The following is a 20,179-nucleotide window of genomic DNA, read 5'->3' as shown; positions in this document are numbered from 1 at the left end:
CCGCCGTGCCGTCCATGCCGAGCGCCGACAGCAGCGCGTCCTGCGACCCGGTCGCGACCACTGCCGAAGCACCCGCTCCGAGCACAAGGACGAGGACTCCCGCGATCAGCACCGTCGAGCGTGAGCGCAGCCCTCGCGCCACGCGCGCCACCACGCGCCGCCCCTCGGCCAGACCCTGCGAAGCCATTCGCGCTCCCGCTCTCACGGCGACCGCCCCGACGGCGACCACACCGAGCACCGGAACGTACTCGACGCTCATTTCCCGCCCGGGTGAATATCGTCCCTGAATGAGCTTTTTGCAGATCCCGTTACCGGAATGAGATGATGCGTTCGACGGTCACGCCGCTCCGCCGCGGCGGACCCGGTCCGCCCGTCGCCGTCGTGCGCACGTGACGAACGCAACAGCTTTCGGCCCGTCTCCATTAGGCTGAACGGACACAGCGGACGTGCGGCGCGGCGCCGGCGACGTGACCCCACAGATCCCAGGCCGACGGAGGTTCTCCCCAGTGCAGCAAGATCCCCACGCTCCCGGCCTGTTCCAGCCACCGGCGGACGCTCCCGCCGCTGGTACGCCCGTTCGCCGGACGGCGGGCATCGTCCCGCCCCCGCCGTCGGCCACCACGCTGCGCTCCGGGAACGGCGCGGCGTCCGGTGACGCGGGCGCGATGCTGGCCGAGCTCGTGGACGCCACGAGCCGGGTACGCGCCTCGATCGAGTCCGTGGTCACGGGCCGGCCCGGACTGGCGGACATCACGCTCGCGGTACTGCTGGCCGAGGGACACCTGCTCGTGGAGGACGTGCCGGGCGTCGGCAAGACCACGCTCGCCAAGGCCCTGGCGCGCAGCGTCGACTGCGCGGCGGGACGCATCCAGTTCACGCCGGACCTGCTGCCGAGCGACCTGACCGGCGTGAACATCTTCCGCAACGACAGCCACGAGTTCGAGTTCCGCCCCGGTCCGGTGTTCAGCAACATCGTCATCGGCGACGAGATCAACCGCGCCTCCCCCAAGACGCAGTCCGCCCTGCTGGAGTGCATGGAGGAGGGGCAGACCACCGTGGACGGCACCACGCACATGCTCCCCCGCCCGTTCCTCGTCGTCGCGACGCAGAACCCGGTCGAGATGGAGGGGACGTACCCGCTGCCCGAGGCGCAGCGGGACCGCTTCATGGCCCGCATCACCGTGGGCTACCCCGACACCGACGCCGAACTGCTCATGCTGGAGCGGCAGGAGGCCACCACGCCGCTGAGCCACCTGGAGCCCGTCACCGACGGCGCGGCCATCCTCCGGTACGCGGCCTTCGTGCGCGGCGTGTACGCGTCGAGCTCGGTGAAGCGGTACGTGCTCGCCCTCGTGGGTACCACCCGCGAGCACCCCGGCCTGCGGCTCGGCGCCTCACCGCGCGCCTCGCTGCAGCTCCTCCGGGCGGCCAAGTCGATGGCCGCGATGGCCGGCCGCAACCACGTCCTGCCCGACGACGTGCAGCGCCTCGCCCGCCCCGTCATCGCGCACCGGCTCATCCAGACCACGGAGTCGCGCCTGGGCGGGACGACACCCGAGCTGATCGTGGACGACATCGTCCGCCGCACGCCCGTTCCGGCGCTCGACCGATCCGACCGCCGCTGATGCCACTGGTTGCCGCTCTCCGGCGCCTCGGCCGTGTACGGCTCACCGGCCGGGGCGTCGGAGCCTGCCTGATCGGCGTCGTGCTGGCCCTGGTCGGCCTGCTGCTGTCGCTGCCGGACCTCGTGGCCACCGGCGCGGCGGCGCTGCTCGCCGTCGCACTCGCCTGGCTGGTCACCGGGCTGCAGCGGCTCGACGAGGGACGCGGGGCGCTGGTGGTGCACCGCCGGGTGACGCCGAGCCCCGTGGTCCGTGACGCCCGGACCGACGTGCACCTCGCGGTCTCCGCGGCCGCGCCGACCGGCGCAGCCTACGAGCGCCTGGCCCGCCTGCGGCTGTCGGAGCAGGCCGCGCACGAGCTCGCGGGGCACGAGGGCATCCGCGCACGCGTGCACGCCCGGGCGGAACGGATCGATGTCACGTACTCACTGACGCCGTCGCGGCGCGGGCGCTGGCCGCTCGGGCCGCTGCTGACGTCGCGTACCGACGTGTTCGGCCTGGTCCGGGCCACGCAGCCGCTCGGCAGCACGACGGGCGTGGCGGTCTGGCCGCGCACGGTCGAGCTCCCGGTCCGCACGCGGACCCGCGGCGACGTCGACCGGGCGTCCGCGGGCGGCCGGCTGCAGTCGTCCGACGACGCCGTGCTGCGCGAGTACGTCCCCGGCGACGATCCCCGTCGCGTGCACTGGGCGAGCGCCGCGCGGCGCGGCCAGCTCCTGGTGCGCGCCGACGAGAGCGCCGGCGTGCGGCCGGTGAGCGTCCTGCTCGACCGCGCGCTGCTGCCGCACCAGCAGGACGGCGCCGCCGTGGCGTTCAGCCGGCCCGCGGCGGTGAGCGACGGCGAATGGGCGGTGGACCTCGTCGCGTCGATGGCGACCTCGTTCCTCGACGCGGGGCACCCCTCACGCATCCTCACGACCAGTGCGGCGCCGGCCGTCGATGGCGTCCGGTTCGTGCCGACCCGGTCCGCCCGGCACATGCTGCTCGACGCCTGCGTCGACCTGCACGGCCACCGGGGCCCGTCGGAGGCGGCGCACGCCGCCGGGACCACCGCCCGGGCGCTCCGGCTGGCACGCCGCCCGAGCGAGCTCCTGATCGCCGTCCTCGGGCCGCAGGGCCCGGACTCCCGGCGCGAGCTGGCCGCACTCGGCGCGGACCGCTCCTGCTGGGCGCTGCTCGTGGCCCCGCGCGGCAAGGGGTTCCGGCACGACATCGACGACACCGCGGCGGAGCTCACCGCGGCGGGCTGGCACGTGGCACGGTGCGAGACCCGCACCGATATCGAGCGCGCCTGGGCGCTCCTGAGCGAGGGAGCGGCGTGACGCAGGGAGCGGGAACGGAACACGAGGAACGGCGCGGAGAGAGAGCATGATCCCGGCACATCACGGAGCGCTCACCCGGACGGTCGTCAGCGGCGTCCTGGTCGCTGTCGCGACGATCGCGTCGATGTTCGCGCTGGGCGAGATCATCGAACCCGGCTCCTGGACCCGCGCCGGCGTGGCCGGCGTGATCCTGGTCGCCGCGAGCACGAGCCTGACTCGGTGGGCGCTGCTGAACCGGGCGATGACCCGGGCCGGCTCCGGGCGGGGTGCCGGCGGGCCCGGCGAGGGCTCCGCACGGGAGCCGGCGGGCGACCACGCGGCCGACCGCGCCGCCGGGACGGTGTCCTTCGTGGCCACCATCGTCGGCCTGGCGGTAGCCTCCTGGTACGTCCTGGCCCGGTACGGCACCCCGACCGGCGAGATGACGCTGCTCGTCGGGGGCGACGAGTGGCGCTGGGCCCTCGACCGGTTCGCGACCGCCACCGACATCATGATCATGGAGCGCGCGCCCGTCGAGGACAGCCTGCCCATCGGGATGGTCGCCGTCGGCGGCACGCTCCTGATGTTCCTCGTCGCCGACTCGCTCGCCGGCGCGCGGATGCCCGCCATGGCCGGACTCCCCCTGCTCGTGCTGTGGACGCCGGCGCTGTCGATCATGGGGCGGATCCCGGCCGGGACGTTCGTCGTGGCGGTGACGGCCGCGCTGCTGCTGCTCACGCTCGACCAGTCCGGCTCCGGGTTCGCGCGCGGGCGGAGCCAGGACGCCGCCGTCGCCCGGGCGCGCCGGTCCCGGGCGTGGATCACGGCGGTCTCGTCCGTCGTCGTGGCCGTCCTCGCCCTGGGCACGGGTGCCGTGGTCGCGGCGGTTCCCGGCGTGGCCGGCAGCTTCTCGCAGATCTTCCGCACGCAGGGGCAGTCCCTGGAGTTGTCCGACGAGTTCGACATGCGCGCCGGCCTCGGTGCGCGGTCCTCGGCGGAGGTGCTCACCTACGAGATCTCCGACCCGGACCGGCGCGAGCCGCTGCGGGAGCGCACGTTCACCGCCTGGGACGGCCGCCGGGTCAGCTGGGACCCGCGCGACGGCGGTCTGGTGGACGTGACGTCGGAGTCGCGGCTGATGTCCGGGACGGAGAACCTGACGGGTGAGTCCGCCGCGCTCGACGTGCGCATCTCCTCCAGCCGCGACGGCCTCCTGCCGATCCCCGGTGGCCCCCGCCGGATCGTCATGACCGCGGGCGACGACCGGTGGCGCTGGGACCCGGTGCTGGACGAGGTCCGCAGCGACGGGCGGCTCACCGAGGGCACCCAGTACACGGTCGAGATGCTCGACCGCGGCCTTTCCGCCCGGTCGCTGCGCGCCGCGGGAGACGGCATGCCGGGGAGCGCGAACTACACGTCCCTGAAGGAGACGGAGTACCTCGCGGACACCACCGAGCTCGCGCGGGAGATCACCGACGGCGCCCGGACACGCTACGACCAGGCCGTGGCCCTGCAGAACTGGCTGCACCACGAGGGCGGGTTCACCTACAGCACCGACACGGCACCGGCCCGGACGAACGACGCCACCTGGGACTTCCTGACCGACCGGCAGGGCTACTGCGTCCAGTTCTCGACGGCGTTCTTCGTCATGGCCCGCTCGCTCGACATCCCGACGCGGATCGGCGTGGGCTACCTGCCCGGGGCCGACGACGACGGCGACGGCGTCTGGTCCGTCACGGGCCAGGACTCGCACTCCTGGCCGGAGGTGTGGTTCCAGGGCTTCGGATGGGTCCGGTTCGAGCCGACGCCGCAGGTGCAGACGGGCCCGCTGCCCGACTACGCGAACCCGGTCGCCGCGACCGGCCCGGCACCGACCGAGGTGCCCCAGGATCCGCGGCCCACGAACGTCCCGGAGGCCGATCCCGAGGACGAGCCCACGGCCGAGGAGGACCCGGCCGGGGCCGCGGCGGGCCGGGGAGCCCGGGGTGAATCCCTGCCCTGGGAGGTATGGGCCGGCACGGTCGCCGGTGCGCTGGCCGTCTGCGCGGGCGGGCTGTGGCTGCTCTTCCGGCGCCGCCAGGACTCGGTGACGCTCGACCCCGAGCAGGCATGGGGACGGGTGGTGGCGCAGCTCGCCGAGCGGAACGTGGTGCTCGGGCCGTCGACGACGCTACGCCAGGCGCCCGACGAGATCGCGGAGCAGGTCCGGGCGCGCACCGGGAACCCGCTGCCCGACGAGACCGCGGAAGGCATCGTCACCCTCGCGCAGGCCGCGGAGAACGAGCGCTACGCCCGCGAGTTCGTGTCGCCGTCGCCGGGTCAGCTCGACGAGCTGACCGAGACGATCTCCGCCGGGATCTCCGAGACCCTCGGCGCGACGCCGGACACCCCGGCGGCCCGGGTCGGCGAGGTGCTGGCCCAGGCGCTGCGCCGCTGAGCGGCGTCGCACGGCGAAGGCGGCACGGATGGCGAAAGGCCGCCTGGGAACTCCCCCGGGCGGCCTTGCACCGATCAGTACGGCCGTGGACGTGGATCCCGGATCAGCGGCCCTCGCCCCGGCGGCGGTCCCAGCGTTCCTCGAGCCTGGTCAGGAGCCCTGACCAGCCCCCGCTGCCTGATGACTTGTCGTTGCCCTTCCCCGGCTTCGGGGGAGTGACGTTGCCCTCGGCGTCCACCACGCCCGACGGACCCGTCTTCCGTCGCGGCGCCGCGACGGCGAACACGACGCCCGCGAACATCAGGACGAATCCCACCACGCCGATCCAGGTGCTGGACGACGCGACGCCCACCACGAGAAGTAGCAGGCCGACGACGACGGCAACGCCCGCCAGCACATACCGCAGCACGGATCTGCGACCGGAGGACTGCAAGGTGTTCGCGAGACGCGGGTCGTCGGAGGTGAGGGCGCGCTCCATCTGCTCCAGCACTCGCTGCTCGTACTCGGAAAGCGGCATCGAGACCCCCAGATCTCGCAAAGTTACGGTGACCCCCTCAGGATAAGCCGGTCGCGCCCCGTGCGGTAGTCGACATCCCGGACGAAGCGGAACTAGGCGCCGAGGTCGATGGCTGCGCGGCCGAACTTCTGGCGCACGGCGTCCAGTGCGAGCTCGGCATCGCGCTGTGCGCCGGAACGAGGATCGGCGGCTTCCTCCAGCGTCGGCTGAGCGGCCAGACCCTCCCGCTCGAGCACGCGCTCCCCGCGCACGCCCACGAGCCGCACCGGCAGGCCGCGACGGTCCACGGACGCGACGAGCTCGCGTGCCACGAGGTAGACGTCCCGGGCCACGTCGGTCGGCCCCTCCAGGGTCCGTGACCGGGTGACTGTGACGAAGTCGCTGGTGCGCACCTTGACCGACACGGTGCGGGCCACCACTCCCTGCCTCCGCATCCGGGCGGCGACGCGGTCCGCGAGCTCCCGCACACGCCGTGCGAGGACGGTGTCATCGTGCACGTCGACACCGAACGTCGTCTCCGCGCCGACGCTGTGCTCCTCGCGTCCCGGCACCACCGGCCGGAGGTCACGGCCCCAGGCCAGGTTGTGCAGGTGCGCCCCGCTCACCCGCCCGACGGCGGTCTGCAGGCTGGGCAGGTCGGTGTGCGCCAGCTCCGCGACCGTCGTGATCCCCCACGCCGCCAGGGTCTTCTCGGTCTTCTCCCCGACGCCCCACAGCGCGCCGACCGGCAGGCAGTGCAGGAACTCGACGGTCGCCGCGTCCGGGATCAGCAGCATCCCGTCGGGCTTGGCGTGCGTCGAGGCCAGCTTCGCCACGAACTTGTTCCGCGCGACCCCCACCGACGCCGTGACGCCGTACTCCGCCCGGATCCGCTCGCGGAGGTCCGCCCCGATCGCGGTGGGTTCGCCGAGCCGCCTGCGCGCACCGGCAACGTCGAGGAATGCCTCGTCGACACTGACCTTCTCGACCAGCGGCGTGACCTCGCCGAGGATCTCCATGACTCCGCGGGACACCTCGGAGTACAGCGTGAAGTCCGGCGTGATCACGATCGCCTGCGGGCACAGCAGCCGCGCGCGCGTCATCGGCATGGCCGACTTCACCCCGTACGCCCGCGCCTCGTACGTCGCCGCCGCGACGACCCCGCGCTCCTGCCCGCCCACGATCACCGGCTTGCCGCGCAGCTCGGGCTTCCGGGCGACCTCGCACGAGGCGAAGAACGCGTCCATGTCGACGTGCATGACCGTGCAGCCGGACTCGTCGGAGCCCCAGTCCCGCCGCGCGGCCACGGACCTCGGAGCGCGGCTCACGGGCGCAGGAGGTCGAGCGGGTCGGTGGTGCCCGGGATCCCGGTCACGACGCCTCCGGCACGACCCGCAGGTGCGGACGGTGCGCGAACATCGCGTCCGGGTCCGCCAGCATCGCCACCTCGTCGCGGAAGTCCTCCGCGCACGCGACGATCTCGTCCGCCCGGGAGGCGTCCACCTCGCCGGCGCGCCCGGCGTCCACCGCCGCGCGGAGCTGCGCCCCCGACGCGAAGTATCCGGACCAGGGCGCCAGGTCCGGCTCGACGCGCACGAGCATCTCCCAGACCGTGCGGGCACCGGACCGCGGCGAGGGGCGCCCGCGCAGCGCCAGGACCGCGGCCGCCGCACGGATGGCGGCGAGGTGGGCGTGCCGGAATCGATCCTCCGGACGGGGCGCGGCGTGCGCCTGCGCCAGTTCGGCGTCCGCCCGGCGCAGCAGCGCCCGGACGCCGGGCGGTACGGGCCGCGGCACCCGCGTGCTCGCGGCGACGACATCCGATCCCCTGCCCTGGGTCATCCCCATGGTGCCCTCCGATCCGGTTCCTCACCGTCAGTCTCGAACATCTGTTCGAACATGTCAATCCGTCCCCGCCGGCGCGAGAGACTGGGCCCCATGGCCCGCCGCAAGACCCGCCCCGCCCGACGCACCCCATCAAACACCGGGACACTGACACTCCCCGCCGGGCCGGTCCCGATCAGCACCGGGACCGCGGAGGTGATCCGCGACCCCGACCATCCCGATCGAGTGACGCTGCACGTCAACGGCGTGCCGAGCTCGAGCCTCGACCTGGGGGACCCGGGATTCCTCGACTTCGAGTACATGCAGCAGATGGCCGCCGTGATCGCGCTCCTGCCCGCCGGGCCGCTGCGCGTGCTCCATCTCGGCGCCGCCGGCAGCGCCCTGGCGCGGTACGTCGAGCACGAGCGTCCCGGCTCCCGGCAGCTCGGCGTCGACCTCGACGCCCGCCTGATCGAGCTCGTGCGGGAGTGGTTCGCCCTCCCCCGCTCACCCCGCCTGCGCCTGCGCGCCGACGATGCCGGCCGCGCACTGGCGGGCCTGCCTCCGGAGTCGTTCGACGTCGTGGTCCGGGACGTCTTCGCCGGCGACGTCACGCCCGGGCATCTCGTCGGCACACGGTTCGCGCACGCGGCCCGGCGTGCGCTGCGGCCCGGCGGCGTCCTGCTCCTGAACTGCGCGGACCGGCCGCCGCTGACCGTCGCGCGCCAGGAGCTCGCGGGCCTCGCCGAGGTCTTCGGCCCCTCGGCGGCGGCGTCCGGGCGGCTGGCGGCGATCGCCGAGCCGGGGATCCTCAAGGGCCGCAGGTACGGCAACGCCGTTCTGGCGGCCGTCCGCGACAGCGGCGGGCCCGAGCGCGCCGACCTGCGGGACGCCGCGCTCGGGCGGGCGCTGCGCACGCTGGCCGTGCCCGCCACCCTGCTCGCCGGCGAGGACGCCACGCGCTTCGCGGGCACCGCGGCGCCCTTGGTGACGGCGCCGGATCCCACGGAGCGGGATCCCGATGCGCCGGATCCCACGGAGACGGACGCCAAGGATCGGGACTTCGAGGAGCCGGAGCCCGCACAGGCGGCATCCGGCTGACCCGGCACCGCTCGACGCGTCACCACCCCGGGACACGACGACGGCCGCACCCCGCGCACGGGATACGGCCGTCGTCAGCGCCGGAGCGCCGCCTCGCCGGGTCAGGCTCCGGGCGGAGGGCCGGTTCCCCGGCTCCCGCACGTCACCGCACCCGTCGTCGGCATCAGAGCGGAACTACCTGCTCCGCCTGCGGCCCCTTGGGGCCCTGGGTGATCTCGAACTCGACCCGCTGGGCCTCCTCGAGTGACTTGTATCCCTGCGTCTCGATCGCGGAGTAGTGCACGAAGACGTCGGCGCCGCCGCCGTCCTGGGCGATGAACCCGTACCCCTTCTCCGCGTTGAACCACTTCACAGAACCCTGCGCCATGCGTCTTTCGACCTTCCGTCACTGGGTGCGGGCCGAGTGCCCGCACCGTGCCGCGACGCGCCTGGGGCCCACGACGCACAAGGGCGCGGGGCCGGCAGCTCGCGGTGCGGCGTGCGCAAGTGTGGCACGGACCACCCTCCACCGCCATGGATAACGGACATTCCCGCTGTGTCGGAAACGAGAAGAGGCCCGGTCCGGGCTACTCGCCGGACCCGTCCTGCTGCGCGAGGAAGCGCTCGAGCTCCGCGCCGATCTCGTCGGCGGTCGGCAGCGGAGCGGACTCCGCGAGCAGGTTCGGGCGGCCGATCGACCGCGAGAAGGCGTCGTACTGCTCCTCGAGCGCGCTGACCACGGCCGCGATCTCGCCCGACTCGGCGACCTGCTGCTCCACCTCGATCCGGGCGTCGACCGCGGCGGCGTCGAGAGCACCGATCCCCAGCGCCAGGCCGGTCGTGCGCTCGATGTGCTGCAGCGCCACCACCGCCGCCGGCGGGTAGTGCGACTGCGCCAGATAGTGCGGCACGTGCATCGTGAAGCCGAGCGCGTCGTGGCCGGCCTCACCGAGCCGCAGCTCCAGCAGGGACGCCAGCGACCCGGGCACCTTCACCGACCCGAACCACGAGGTGTAGTCCTCGATCAGCCCGGACCTCGTGGCGTGCGCGGTCAGCGACATCGGCCGGGTGTGCGGCACGCCCATCGGGATTCCGTGCACCCCTACCGCGAGGCTCACCCCGAACCGGCGCACGAGCTGCTCCACGGCCGCGACGACGCGCTCCCACTGCAGGTCGGGCTCGGCGCCGTGCAGGAGCAGGAAGCCGGTCCCCTCCTGGTCGGTCACGTGGTCGATCGCGAGCTCCGGGGCGTCGTACCCGACCCAGCGGTCGCTGTCGAACGTCATCGTGCCGCGCTTGCTGCGGTAGTCGAGCAGCTGGTCGATGTCGAACGTCACCAGGCGCTCCGTGGTCAGTTCGCCGACCAGGTGCTCGACGGCGATCTCCCCCGCCGCACCCGCGTCCACGAACCCGCGCATCGAGTGCAGCAGGACCGGCCCCTCGCCCCGGCGTGCGATCCCGCGCCGCCCGACGACCTCGCGGCCCGGCACGGCCTCGGGGGCGTCGTCGGCGAACCGGCGCTCGTCGCCGAGGGCGTGCGCGCCCAGGGTCCGCGTCACGGCGGCCTCGTCAACCTCGTAGATTTCCTGCGGATCCAGCACGGTCTCTTCCTCGTCTCCTTCTCGACGACCCTGGTGCGAACATGACAACAACGGCACGAGGGAGGAACTTCCCGCGCCCGGTGTCTAGTGTCCGGGACGGAGCACCGTGGAGACGAAGAACTCGTCGATCTGCCGCACCACGGCCTGGAACTTGTCGAAGTCGACGGGCTTGGTCACGTAGGCGTTCGCGTGCAGCGAGTACGAGCCGACGACGTCCTCCTGCGCGTCCGACGTGGTCAGCACCACGATCGGGATGTGCCGCAGCATCGGGTCGTTCTTCACGACCGCGAGAACCTCCATGCCGTCCATCCGGGGAAGGTTGAGGTCCAGCAGCACCAGGTCCGGGTCCGGGGCGTCGGCCCACTGACCCTGCTTGCGCAGGAAGTCGAGCGCGGCCACGCCGTCGCCCGCCACCGAGACGTTCACCGGAGTCTCGTGCTCCGCGAACGCCTCCTGCGTCATCAGCACGTCGCCAGGGTCGTCCTCGACAAGGAGGATCTCGATCGGCCTGTGGTCTTCCACCTGAGGTCCTCCCGAACGGCAGCTCTCGTGTCGCCGAGCCCGCCCGCGTTCGCGATCGGTCGGCTCATCCGAGAGTAGTGGACTGCGCGCGTTCGGTCGACGTGCGCCGCGCTCCGGCCGAGGTCACGGTCCTGGCGAGGGTGAACCGGACGGTCGTGCCACCGCCCTCGGTCGCCTCGATCCAGATGTGGCCCCCGTGGTGCTCCACGATGCGTTTGACGAGCGCGAGACCGATGCCCGTCCCCGAGTACTCGCCCCGCGGGTGCAGCCGCTGGAAGATCACGAACACCCGGTCCGCGTACTGCGGCTCGATACCGATCCCGTTGTCGACCACGGAGATCTCCCACGCCGTGCGCATGGACCGCACCTCGAGGTGCACCGTCGCGTCCCGCTCCGGCTCGCGGAACTTCAGCGCGTTCGACAGGAGGTTCGCCAGCACCTGGTGCAGCAGCCGCGGCTCACCGCGCACGGTCGGCAGCGGATCGTGGGTGATCGTCGCCCCGGCCTCCGCGATCCGCTCCGACAGGTCGCTCTCGACCCGTCTCAGCACCTCGTCCAGGTCGACGGAGGCGTGCTCCTCCCCCGACCGTCCCACGCGGGAGAAGCTCAGCAGGTCCTTGATGAGCTCCTGCATCCGCTTGGCGCCGTCGACGGCGAACTCGATGTACTGGTGGGCCTTGTCGTCCAGCGAGTCGCCGTACCGCTGCTGGAGCATCTGGCTGAACCCCGCCACCTTGCGCAGCGGCTCCTGGAGGTCGTGCGAGGCCACGTAGGCGAAGTGCTCGAGGTCCCGGTTGCTGCGCTCGAGCTCACGCGCCTGGTCGGTGAGCATCACGTGGGCGTTCTCGACCTCCTGCTGGGCGAGGCGCATGTCCTCCATGTGGTGCAGCAGCTCGCGGCGCATCCCCTCCACGTGCAGCGACAGCGACATGATCTCGCCCGCCCCCACGGGCTTGATCTCGGTCTCGATCGACCCGGCCGCCACCGTTCGCACCGCTCTGGTGAGGATGGCCGCCGGCTTGATCACCCAGGTCTCGAGGGCCAGCCACATCAGCGTCCCCAGCAGCACGACGACGAGCGCCAGGGTGACGATCGCGCCGACCAGGACCGCGTCCCAGGACTGCCGCTCGGCCAGCGTCGCGCCCCGGGCCTCGTTCAGGACCTCCAGGTACTCCACGACGTCGTCCCGGGCCCGTCCGACGCTCGCCACGCCGTCGGTGACGGGCGGCATCGCCCGTTCGGCGTCCTCGATGCACTGCTCGCGCGCCTCGTCGCTCTCGTCCTGGCCGTCGAGGGCCGCGACGCGCGCCTCGTCGACCGCCGCGACGGTCGGGCGCGCGAAGTCCGCGAGCCACGCGTCCATCGACACGATCGCGTGCTCCCGGGCCCGGGCGACCTCCGGGCGGGCGTCGAGGATCCGCGGGTCGACGTCGAGCCCGAGCAGGTCCGGGTCCGCGGCGATCCGGCGGTACGGCTGGAGCACCTCGGGACTGCACGTGGTGTAGTAGGAGCGGATGGACGGTTCGGCGTCCCCGAGCGCCAGCCGCGCCTGAGCGCCGTCGGCGAGGGCGTCGAAGTAGGCGCCTTCGACGAGCTTGCTCGCCTGTGCCGCCTGCGACCAGGCGAGCAGCGCGACGATCAGCGCGAGGACGATGGCGGTCGCGACGGAGCCCTGGAGCCGCGCCAGCCTGCGGCGCATCGACACCTGGGCGAGGGGTCTCTCCCAGGGCTCCGGCAGGACGGTCATGGGCGGCCCCACTCGGTGGAGTCGGCGAGCGTGGAGGTGCGCTCGGCGGGACCCGCGTCGTCGGCGGCGTCCCAGCCGGCGAGCAGGAGGGCGGCGTCGTCGGCGAGCGGTCCGCCGTGGAGCGTCCGGACCCGGCGCAGCACGCGGGGCACGACGTCGTGGCTGCCGCGGGCGAGCTCGGCGGACATCACCGCGCGCAGTCCGTCCACGCCGAGGCGCGGCAGGCGCCCGCGCTCGTCGGGTGCGGTGGGGGCGCCGTCGTCGTCGACGGTGACCTTGGCCTCGACGAGGCCGTCGGTGAAGAGGACGACGGTCCAGGGCCCGGGGAGCTCCACGCGGGTCGCCTCCCAGGATCCGGGCGCCGGGATGCCGAGGGCGCGGCCCCGCCCGACGGCGGTCAGCTCGGCGCACTCCGCGCCGTCGTCGGTGCGCGTCGCGAGCAACGGCGGCATGTGCCCGGCCAGGTACACGTCCATGGCGTCGCGCTCCGCCGCGACCACGACCTGGCAGAGCGTGACGAACACCTCCGGACCCTGCCGTTCGGGCAGGAGCACGCGCTCCAGGAGGGGCAGGACGTCGCCGGGGTCCGTGCCGGACAGCACGAGGGTGCGCCAGGCGGTGCGCATCGAGGCGCCGAGGGCCGCCTCGTCCGGGCCGTGCCCCGCCACGTCGCCGACGACGATCATGAGCGTCCCGTCCGGGCGTTCCACGGCGTCGAAGAAGTCCCCGCCGAGCAGGCCGTTCCCGCCGGGCAGGTACCCGACCATGAGCGAGATCCGCTCGTCGCGCACCACGGCCTCGGGCAGGAGGGCACGCTCGAGCCGCATGGTCTCGGCGGCGCGCACCTCGCTGCGGTAGAGCGCGAGCTGCTGGGCCGCCGACCGGCGCCGCAGCGTGGCATAGCGCAGCGCCCGGGCAAGGCGGTCGCCGTCGACCTCGCCCTTGACGAGATAGTCGTCCGCGCCGGCCGCCATCGCCTTGGTCCCGGCGCCCGCGGCGGCGTCGCCGGTCAGGACGACGACGGCGGGCGGCACGGGCAGCGAGTCCACGTGCGCGACCACGCGCTCCAGCGCGCTCAGGCCCACCGCGTCGGGCAGGCCCAGGTCCAGCAGGAGGCAGTCGACGCGGACGTCGTCGAGGATCGACAGGGCCTCGGTGACACGATGCGCCCGGTGCATGTCGGCGCGCACCCGGGCTCCGGTGAGCAGGTCGGTCACGAGGAGCGCGTCGGCGTCGTCGTCCTCGACGAGGAGGACGGTGAGGACCTCGGGCGGCTCGGGCGGGAACGAGATCGGAACGTCGTCGGCCGCGCCGTCGCGCGGTATTGCCCCTGCCGGGTCCATGGCGGCGATCCTACGCAGGGATTCCTCGCCGTGTCAGCGTCCCGCGTGTGAAGACCGCGAACCTCTTGACCTCCGGGGGATAATGGTCGGCCGGTCTTTCACGACCGACTACTTACCGACCCCAGGCCGAGCAACGGTCCGGCCAAGAATCACGGAGGTCACGCGTGACAGGTATCGGGAACGAGCTGAGCCACGAGCAGGCCGTGGTCGACGTCCTCTATGCCCGCCTCGACGAGCTGCGCGAGGCCACGCGCGGCCGGCTGCGCGACGTGCGGATGCAGGGCGCCGTCGGCACGCACCAGAACCGCAGCGAGCGCGACGCGTTCGCCACCCTGTACGAGGACCGCGCCGCGCAGCTCGACGCCGTCGAGGATCGTCTCGCGTTCGGCCGCCTCGACCTGGCGGACGACGAGGTCCGGTACGTCGGCCGTATCGGGCTGAACGACGCCGAGCACCGCGGGATCCTCACCGACTGGCGCGCCCCGGCCGCTGAGGCGTTCTACCGCGCCACCGCGCTCCACCCCGCCGGCGTCCGGCGACGGCGGCACCTGGTGACCAAGGGGCGCACGGTGACCGGGGTCGAGGACGAGGTGCTGGACCTGGACGCGGGCCTCGAGGCGGGTTCGCTGTCGGGCGAGGGCGCGCTGCTGGCCACGATGGCGACGGGGCGTACCGGCCGGATGACCGACATCGTCGCGACCATCCAGGCCGAGCAGGACCGGATCATCCGGTCGGAGCTCACCGGCGCGCTGGTGGTGCAGGGCGGGCCGGGCACCGGCAAGACGGCGGTGGCGCTGCACCGGGCGGCGTATCTGCTGTACGCGCACCGCAGGCTGCTGGAGCGGTCGGGCGTGCTGCTGGTCGGGCCGAACCGCGCGTTCCTGCGGTACATCGACCAGGTGCTGCCGTCGCTGGGCGAGACCGGCGTGGTGGCGACGACGATCGCCGAGCTCGTCCCGGGGGTGGAGGCGTCCGGCGTGGACGAGCCCGACGTCGCGCGTGTCAAGGGGCGGCCGTTGTGGCGCCGGGCGATCCGGCGCGCCGTGCGGGCGCGCGAGCGGGTGCCTGCCGCCGACCTGCCGGTGCGGGTCGAGGGTCACGACCACGTGATCCGCCGCGACGACGTGCGCGACGCGATCGCCCGCGCCCGGCGGTCGCACAAGCCGCACAACGAGGCGCGCGTCACGTTCGTCAAGGACATGCTGGGGCGGCTGGCCGATCAGGTGCGCGACGTCGACGGCACGCGGCTCGCCGCCGAGGACCGGGCCGCGCTCGTGGAGGACCTGCGTGAGCACCGGGACGTCCGCGTGGCCCTGAACCTGGCGTGGTTCCCGATCACGCCGGAGAAGCTGCTGGAGGACCTGTACGCGAAGCCGCACCGGCTCGCCGAGGCGGCGCCCGAGCTGAGCGACGCGGAGCGGGCTCTCCTGCGGCGTGCGGCGGGCAGCGGCTGGACCGAGTCCGACGTGCCCCTGCTCGACGAGGCGTACGAGCTGCTCGGCGAGGACGACGCGCTGGCCCGCGCGGAGGCGGCGCAGGCCGCGGCCGCCGAGGCGGAGGCTCTGGAGCACGCGCGCAGCGTGCTCTCGTCCGGGGCGGTGAACACGATGATCCAGGTCGACGCCGAGACGCTGGCCTCGCGGTTCATGAGTTCAGGGCCGTCGCTCACCACGGCCGAGCGCGCCGCCGCCGACCGTCGCTGGACGTTCGGCCATGTGGTCGTGGACGAGGCCCAGGAGCTCTCGCCGATGGCGTGGCACGCCCTGGCGCGGCGCGTGCCGACCCGGTCGATGACCATCGTCGGCGACGTCGCGCAGACGTCGTCGCCCGCCGGTGCCCGCGACTGGGCCGCGATGCTCACGCCGCTGCTGCGGAAGAGCTGGCGGCTCGCCGAGCTGACCGTCTCCTACCGCACGCCGGCGGCCGTGGCTGACGCGGCGCAGCGCGTCGCCCGGGCGGGCGGGCTTCCGGTGAGCGACCTGGTCGCCGCGCGGGACGTGGACGACGCGCTCTCCCTGGTGCGGGTTCGCGGCGCCGAGGTCGGGGCGTCCGAGGTCGCGCACGAGGCGGTGACGCTCGCCAAGGAGTTCGTCGAGCCGGAGGCCGGACGTGTCGCCGTGGTCACCCCGGCGTCCCGCACCCGGGAGATCGCCGAGGCGGTGGCCGGCGCCCTGCCGGCGGCGCTCGGCGACGCCGAGGCCGCCCGCATCGGCGCCCAGCGGCCGGAGGACCGCCAGATCACGGTGCTCAGCCCGCGCGAGACGAAGGGGCTCGAGTTCGACGCCGTCGTGCTGGTGGAGCCCGGCCTGATCGCCGCGGGCCCGGGCGGGCTGAGTGACCTCTACGTGGCGATGACCCGCCCCACCCAGCGCCTCGTCGTCGTCCACACGAAGGACCTGCCGGAGGGATTCACGGAGTAGGGCTGTCCGGATCACGGAACGGAGTTGTCTCAGGAAACGGCACGGCGCACGATGACCCCGTGCACCGTGCCCTCCTGCTCGAGAACATCCACCCCGGCGCCGCCACGAACCTCGAAGCCGCGGGCTTCGAGGTGGACACCCGCAAGGGTGCCCTGGACGAGGACGAGCTGATCGCCGCCCTCGACGGCGTCCACCTGCTCGGCATCCGGTCCAAGACCCAGGTGACCGAGAAGGTGCTGTCCTCCACCGACTCCCTCCTCGCGGTCGGCGCGTTCAGTATCGGGACCAACCAGATCGACCTGGCCGCCGCCGCGCATCGCGGCATCGCGGCCTTCAACGCGCCGTTCTCCAACACGCGGTCCGTGGTCGAGCTCGCGATCGCCGAGATCATCGGGCTCACCCGCCGGCTGCCGGAGCGCGACAAGGCGCTGCATGCCGGGGTGTGGGAGAAGTCCGCGACCGGCTCGCACGAGGTCCGGGGGCGCACGCTCGGCATCGTCGGCTACGGGAACATCGGCTCGCAACTGTCGGTGCTCGCGGAGAACCTCGGCATGTCCGTGGTCTTCTACGACCTCCAGGAGAAGCTCGCGCTCGGCAACGCCCGCCGCGCGGAGACGCTGGAGGAGCTGCTCGCGACGTCGGACGTCGTGACCCTGCACGTCGACGGGCGCTCCGGGAACGCCGGCATGTTCGGCGCCGAGCACTTCGCGGCGATGAAGCCCGGCGCGATCTTCCTCAACCTGTCGCGCGGGTTCGTGGTCGACGTCGACGCGCTGCGGGCGGGCATCGTCTCCGGGCACCTCGCGGGCGCGGCGATCGACGTGTTCCCGTCCGAGCCGAAGAAGTCGGGCGACCGGTTCGACTCGGTGCTGCGCGGCCTGCCGAACGTCATCCTCACCCCGCACGTCGGCGGGTCGACCGAGGAGGCCCAGGAGGCGATCGGCCAGTTCGTCTCGAAGAAGCTGCGTGACTACATCACGACCGCCTCCACGATGCTGTCGGTCAACCTCCCGGCGCTCCAGCTGGAGCACACCGGGACGGGCCGCATCGCCCTGCTGCACCGCAACGTGCCGGGCGTGCTGGCCCAGGTGAACCAGATCTTCGCCGACCACGGCGCGAACATCGAGGGCCAGATGCTCGCCACGCACGGTGACCTCGGCTACGTGGTCACGGACATCTCGGACGTCACGCACCGCGGGGCGTCCAAGAAGCTCATGGCGATGGACACCACGGTCCGCCTGCGCATCAACGACCAGTTCGAGCGGCCGGAGTTCCCGCCGGGCCCGGCGGCCCGCTAGCGGACCTGCGTCCGCCTGACCGGCCCGGGCCGGCCCACCCGCATGGCCGTACGGGTCGCGCGTTAGCGCTAACATTCACCCGGTGTCGTACTTGTCTCGTGTGTGGAATGGCCCGGCCCGGACAGCATCGCTCCCGCGGCTCCTTCTCGCGGCAGTCCTCGCCCTCGGCGTCGTCCCGGTCGCCGGCGTCCCGGCGCACGCCGCGACGGACATCACCGGTCAGGTGCGCGACGGCGAGAACGTCACGCTCGCGGGCGACGCCGTCGTCGCGCTCGGCGACGGCGAGGAGATCGTCTACGGCGGCGTCTTCTCCGGCGTCGGCACGCTGACGATCCGCGGCCCGGGCAAGCTGGTACTCACCGCGGACAGCGACTTCCAGATCCCCGAGAACCGCCGGCAGCAGCGGATCGAGCTCCTGGGCGCACAGAACCATCCCTACGCCGCGTTCCACGACCCCGACCCGCCCGCCGTCACGGTGGAGGCCGGCGCGACGCTGCAGTACGGCGACGGCTCCGGCGCGTCGGGCCGGGTGGGCCACTACCCCTACGACTTCCCGAACTTCGCCTGGAACGCGCTCAACCACCACATCGACGGAACGCTGATCGTCGCAGTCAGTGGTACGCCGTACCATCCGGGATTCCTCAGCGGCGGCGGGGTGCTGAACCAGCCCCGGGGTATCTGGGACGGCGTCTCTCTGGCCGGGGACCACTCGTTCTCGGGCACCATCGTCAACGGCACCGGTGTCCACGCCAGCATGCGGGACCAGTACCGCACGTCTCTCCCGAACCTCGAGAAGCTGGTCAACTACGGCTCGTTCATGATCGACACCCCGTTCGACTACGACACCGTCATCGGGTTCGACGTCTTCTCTCGTGAGTGGGGGAACGACATCAACTTCTACGGCGCCCCGGACGGCAGCCGGATCATCATGTCCGGCGTGTACTCCTGGACCGACCAGGGCACGGAGACCGACCCGCAACTCTCGGACCCCGGCCTGAACTGGCGGCCGGTGCCCAAGAACATCAACAAGCGCGGCGTGAACATCCAGGGCGCGATCGTGCAGTGGGGTGACGGCACGCACAACCGGTTCTTCCTGCCCGGCACGCGCGAGACCATCTACATCAACCTGTACACGCGTCGCGCGCGCGGCCACCTGATCTTCGACTACAACGGGCCCGTCACCCTCGGCGCGCCGATCTCCGGCGGCCTCTACCACGACACGATGGCCGCCGTCGCGACCGGCGACGTCACGGTCGCCGGCACACCGGGCAACGACGTCACCTTCGCGGACCAGCAGAACTACGACGGCACCACCACGATCGGGGCCGGTGCGACGCTGCGGCTGGGCACCGGGGAGCCAGGCCAGGACTCCTGGCTGATCACCGGCACGGACACGGCCCGGGTCGTGAACGACGGCACGCTCGTCGTCCGCAACGCCGACCGGGCCGTCGAGCTGTCCCGGATCACCGGCGCCGGATCCCTGAAGCAGGCCGGCGCCGCGCGGCTCACGCTCACGGGCGAGATCGCCTACGAGGGGCCGACGACGGTGTCGGGCGGAGAGCTCGTCCTGGCGGGCGCCGACCTCTCGGCCTCGTCGGGCGTCGCGCTCCCGGGACGCGGGGCCGTGCTCGACGTCGCCGCGGCGGGCGACGGCGGCGTGAACAACCTCCGCGGCGCCAAGGGAAGTACCGTGCGGCTCGGCTCCGCCACCCTGAAGGTCACGAACACCGAGCGCACGAAGTACGCCGGACGATTCACGGGCTCGGGCGGTCTCGTCAAGGCGGGCGACGGCGGCCTGACGTACTCCGGGACCAGCGCCGCCACGGGCCCGTGGACCGTGACCGGCGGGACGCTGTCGCTCGCGGGGGCGGAACTGGCGGGCGACCTCGGCGTGGACACGACCCTCGCGCTCACCGGGAAGAGCACCGTGGGTGGAGACCTGGTACTCCGGACGAAGGCCGTGCTCCGGACCGACACCGACGCCGGGCTGGACGTCGCCGGCGACGTCCGGCTGGGCGGCGCCCTCGAGCTCCGCCACGACGGCGACGCCGAGCCGCCCGGGGAGATCACGGTCGTCACCGCCGGCGGCCGGATCACGGGCACGTTCGCCGGCCTCGACGAGGGCAGCCAGGTCGACGTCGGCGGCACCACGTACGAGATCGCTTACGAGGACAACCGGGTGGTGCTCGCGGCACCGGCGACGACTCCCACGGAGAGCGCCGCCGCCGCTGCCGCCCCGCTCCCCAGCCGGGCCGACGACGACGGCTCCCCCACCGGTGTCCTCGCACTCGTCTCGCTCGCCGCGCTCGCCCTGGCCGCGCTCGCCACGCTCGGCGTCGTCGCGCTCCGCAGACGGCGCCGAGCCGTCGCCACCGGAGCCCGCCACGTCCGGGGCCCGGTCATCGCCAAGCCCCGGACGGAGGATGCGGTTCCGTGACCCCGTAGTGCGGTCGGCCCGCTGTCGTACGGTCGTCCCGATGTCGAGTGG

General features: G+C 73.2%; 16 protein-coding genes. 7 read left to right on the top strand and 9 right to left on the bottom strand.

Annotated elements, in window-relative coordinates:
* Nucleotides 1-187, bottom strand: a 187-nt coding sequence (locus ACYVK5_RS00755) for a hypothetical protein (RefSeq protein WP_460701373.1), incomplete at its 3' end; no start/stop codon positions are given.
* Nucleotides 188-665: 478 nt separating this feature from the next.
* On the opposite strand from ACYVK5_RS00755, the gene ACYVK5_RS00750 reads away from it, so the two are divergent.
* From ACYVK5_RS00750 to ACYVK5_RS00740, 3 genes are read left to right on the top strand one after another with little or no spacing between them, the layout of a single operon-like run.
* Nucleotides 666-1,625, top strand: coding sequence for an AAA family ATPase (locus tag ACYVK5_RS00750; RefSeq protein WP_460701379.1), 960 nt, complete (start codon nucleotides 666-668; stop codon nucleotides 1,623-1,625).
* Nucleotides 1,625-2,944: a DUF58 domain-containing protein gene (locus ACYVK5_RS00745; RefSeq protein WP_460701372.1), complete on the top strand. Its 1,320-nt coding sequence runs from the start codon at nucleotides 1,625-1,627 to the stop codon at nucleotides 2,942-2,944. Before ACYVK5_RS00750 ends, ACYVK5_RS00745 begins: the two co-directional genes overlap by 1 nt.
* A gap of 46 nt (nucleotides 2,945-2,990) precedes the next feature.
* Nucleotides 2,991-5,360: a transglutaminase family protein gene (locus ACYVK5_RS00740; RefSeq protein WP_460701371.1), complete on the top strand. Its 2,370-nt coding sequence runs from the start codon at nucleotides 2,991-2,993 to the stop codon at nucleotides 5,358-5,360.
* 103 nt (nucleotides 5,361-5,463) lie between these two features.
* Here ACYVK5_RS00740 and ACYVK5_RS00735 read toward each other — a convergent pair whose 3' ends face one another.
* The 3 genes from ACYVK5_RS00735 to ACYVK5_RS00725 all read right to left on the bottom strand — a co-directional run bounded on the left by ACYVK5_RS00735 (nucleotide 5,464) and on the right by ACYVK5_RS00725 (nucleotide 7,704).
* Nucleotides 5,464-5,877, bottom strand: coding sequence for a DUF3040 domain-containing protein (locus ACYVK5_RS00735; protein WP_460701370.1), 414 nt, complete (start codon nucleotides 5,875-5,877; stop codon nucleotides 5,464-5,466).
* 92 nt (nucleotides 5,878-5,969) lie between these two features.
* A complete protein-coding gene (gene dinB, locus ACYVK5_RS00730) occupies nucleotides 5,970-7,184 on the bottom strand; it encodes a DNA polymerase IV (protein WP_460701369.1) in 1,215 nt (404 codons plus the stop codon).
* A gap of 43 nt (nucleotides 7,185-7,227) precedes the next feature.
* On the bottom strand, nucleotides 7,228-7,704 hold the full coding sequence (locus tag ACYVK5_RS00725) for an SAV_6107 family HEPN domain-containing protein (RefSeq protein ID WP_460701368.1): 477 nt from the start codon (nucleotides 7,702-7,704) through the stop codon (nucleotides 7,228-7,230).
* 90 nt (nucleotides 7,705-7,794) lie between these two features.
* On the opposite strand from ACYVK5_RS00725, the gene ACYVK5_RS00720 reads away from it, so the two are divergent.
* Entirely contained in the window at nucleotides 7,795-8,781 is a 987-nt protein-coding gene (locus ACYVK5_RS00720; RefSeq protein WP_460701367.1) for a spermidine synthase, read from the top strand.
* 163 nt (nucleotides 8,782-8,944) lie between these two features.
* On the opposite strand, the gene ACYVK5_RS00715 is transcribed toward ACYVK5_RS00720, so the two are convergent.
* From ACYVK5_RS00715 to ACYVK5_RS00695, 5 genes are all read right to left on the bottom strand, one after another.
* Nucleotides 8,945-9,148 (bottom strand): cold-shock protein, encoded by a 204-nt coding sequence (locus ACYVK5_RS00715; RefSeq protein ID WP_123815030.1) that lies wholly within the window; start codon nucleotides 9,146-9,148, stop codon nucleotides 8,945-8,947.
* A gap of 199 nt (nucleotides 9,149-9,347) precedes the next feature.
* Nucleotides 9,348-10,361: a proteasome assembly chaperone family protein gene (locus ACYVK5_RS00710; RefSeq protein WP_460701366.1), complete on the bottom strand. Its 1,014-nt coding sequence runs from the start codon at nucleotides 10,359-10,361 to the stop codon at nucleotides 9,348-9,350.
* Nucleotides 10,362-10,445: 84 nt separating this feature from the next.
* Entirely contained in the window at nucleotides 10,446-10,883 is a 438-nt protein-coding gene (locus ACYVK5_RS00705) for a response regulator (protein WP_460701365.1), read from the bottom strand.
* A gap of 64 nt (nucleotides 10,884-10,947) precedes the next feature.
* The gene (locus ACYVK5_RS00700) at nucleotides 10,948-12,630 is read right to left on the bottom strand and encodes a sensor histidine kinase (protein WP_460701364.1); all 1,683 of its coding nucleotides are present in this window, start codon (nucleotides 12,628-12,630) and stop codon (nucleotides 10,948-10,950) included.
* A complete protein-coding gene (locus ACYVK5_RS00695) occupies nucleotides 12,627-13,973 on the bottom strand; it encodes a PP2C family protein-serine/threonine phosphatase (RefSeq protein WP_460701363.1) in 1,347 nt (448 codons plus the stop codon). The genes ACYVK5_RS00700 and ACYVK5_RS00695 overlap by 4 nt, the downstream gene beginning before the upstream one ends.
* 164 nt (nucleotides 13,974-14,137) lie before the next feature.
* Here ACYVK5_RS00695 and ACYVK5_RS00690 point away from each other — a divergent pair, with 164 nt between their 5' ends.
* The 3 genes from ACYVK5_RS00690 (at nucleotide 14,138) to ACYVK5_RS00680 (ending at nucleotide 20,128) form a co-directional block, all read left to right on the top strand.
* On the top strand, nucleotides 14,138-16,393 hold the full coding sequence (locus tag ACYVK5_RS00690; RefSeq protein ID WP_460701362.1) for a HelD family protein: 2,256 nt from the start codon (nucleotides 14,138-14,140) through the stop codon (nucleotides 16,391-16,393).
* Between the two features lie 59 nt (nucleotides 16,394-16,452).
* Nucleotides 16,453-17,691, top strand: coding sequence for a phosphoglycerate dehydrogenase (serA, locus tag ACYVK5_RS00685; RefSeq protein ID WP_460701361.1), 1,239 nt, complete (start codon nucleotides 16,453-16,455; stop codon nucleotides 17,689-17,691).
* An 82-nt stretch (nucleotides 17,692-17,773) separates the two neighbouring features.
* On the top strand, nucleotides 17,774-20,128 hold the full coding sequence (locus ACYVK5_RS00680) for an autotransporter-associated beta strand repeat-containing protein (protein ID WP_460701360.1): 2,355 nt from the start codon (nucleotides 17,774-17,776) through the stop codon (nucleotides 20,126-20,128).
* Nucleotides 20,129-20,179 lie beyond the last annotated feature (51 nt).

The organism is Myceligenerans halotolerans (assembly GCF_054782975.1).
This window is presented reverse-complemented; position numbering and strand designations above follow the sequence as displayed.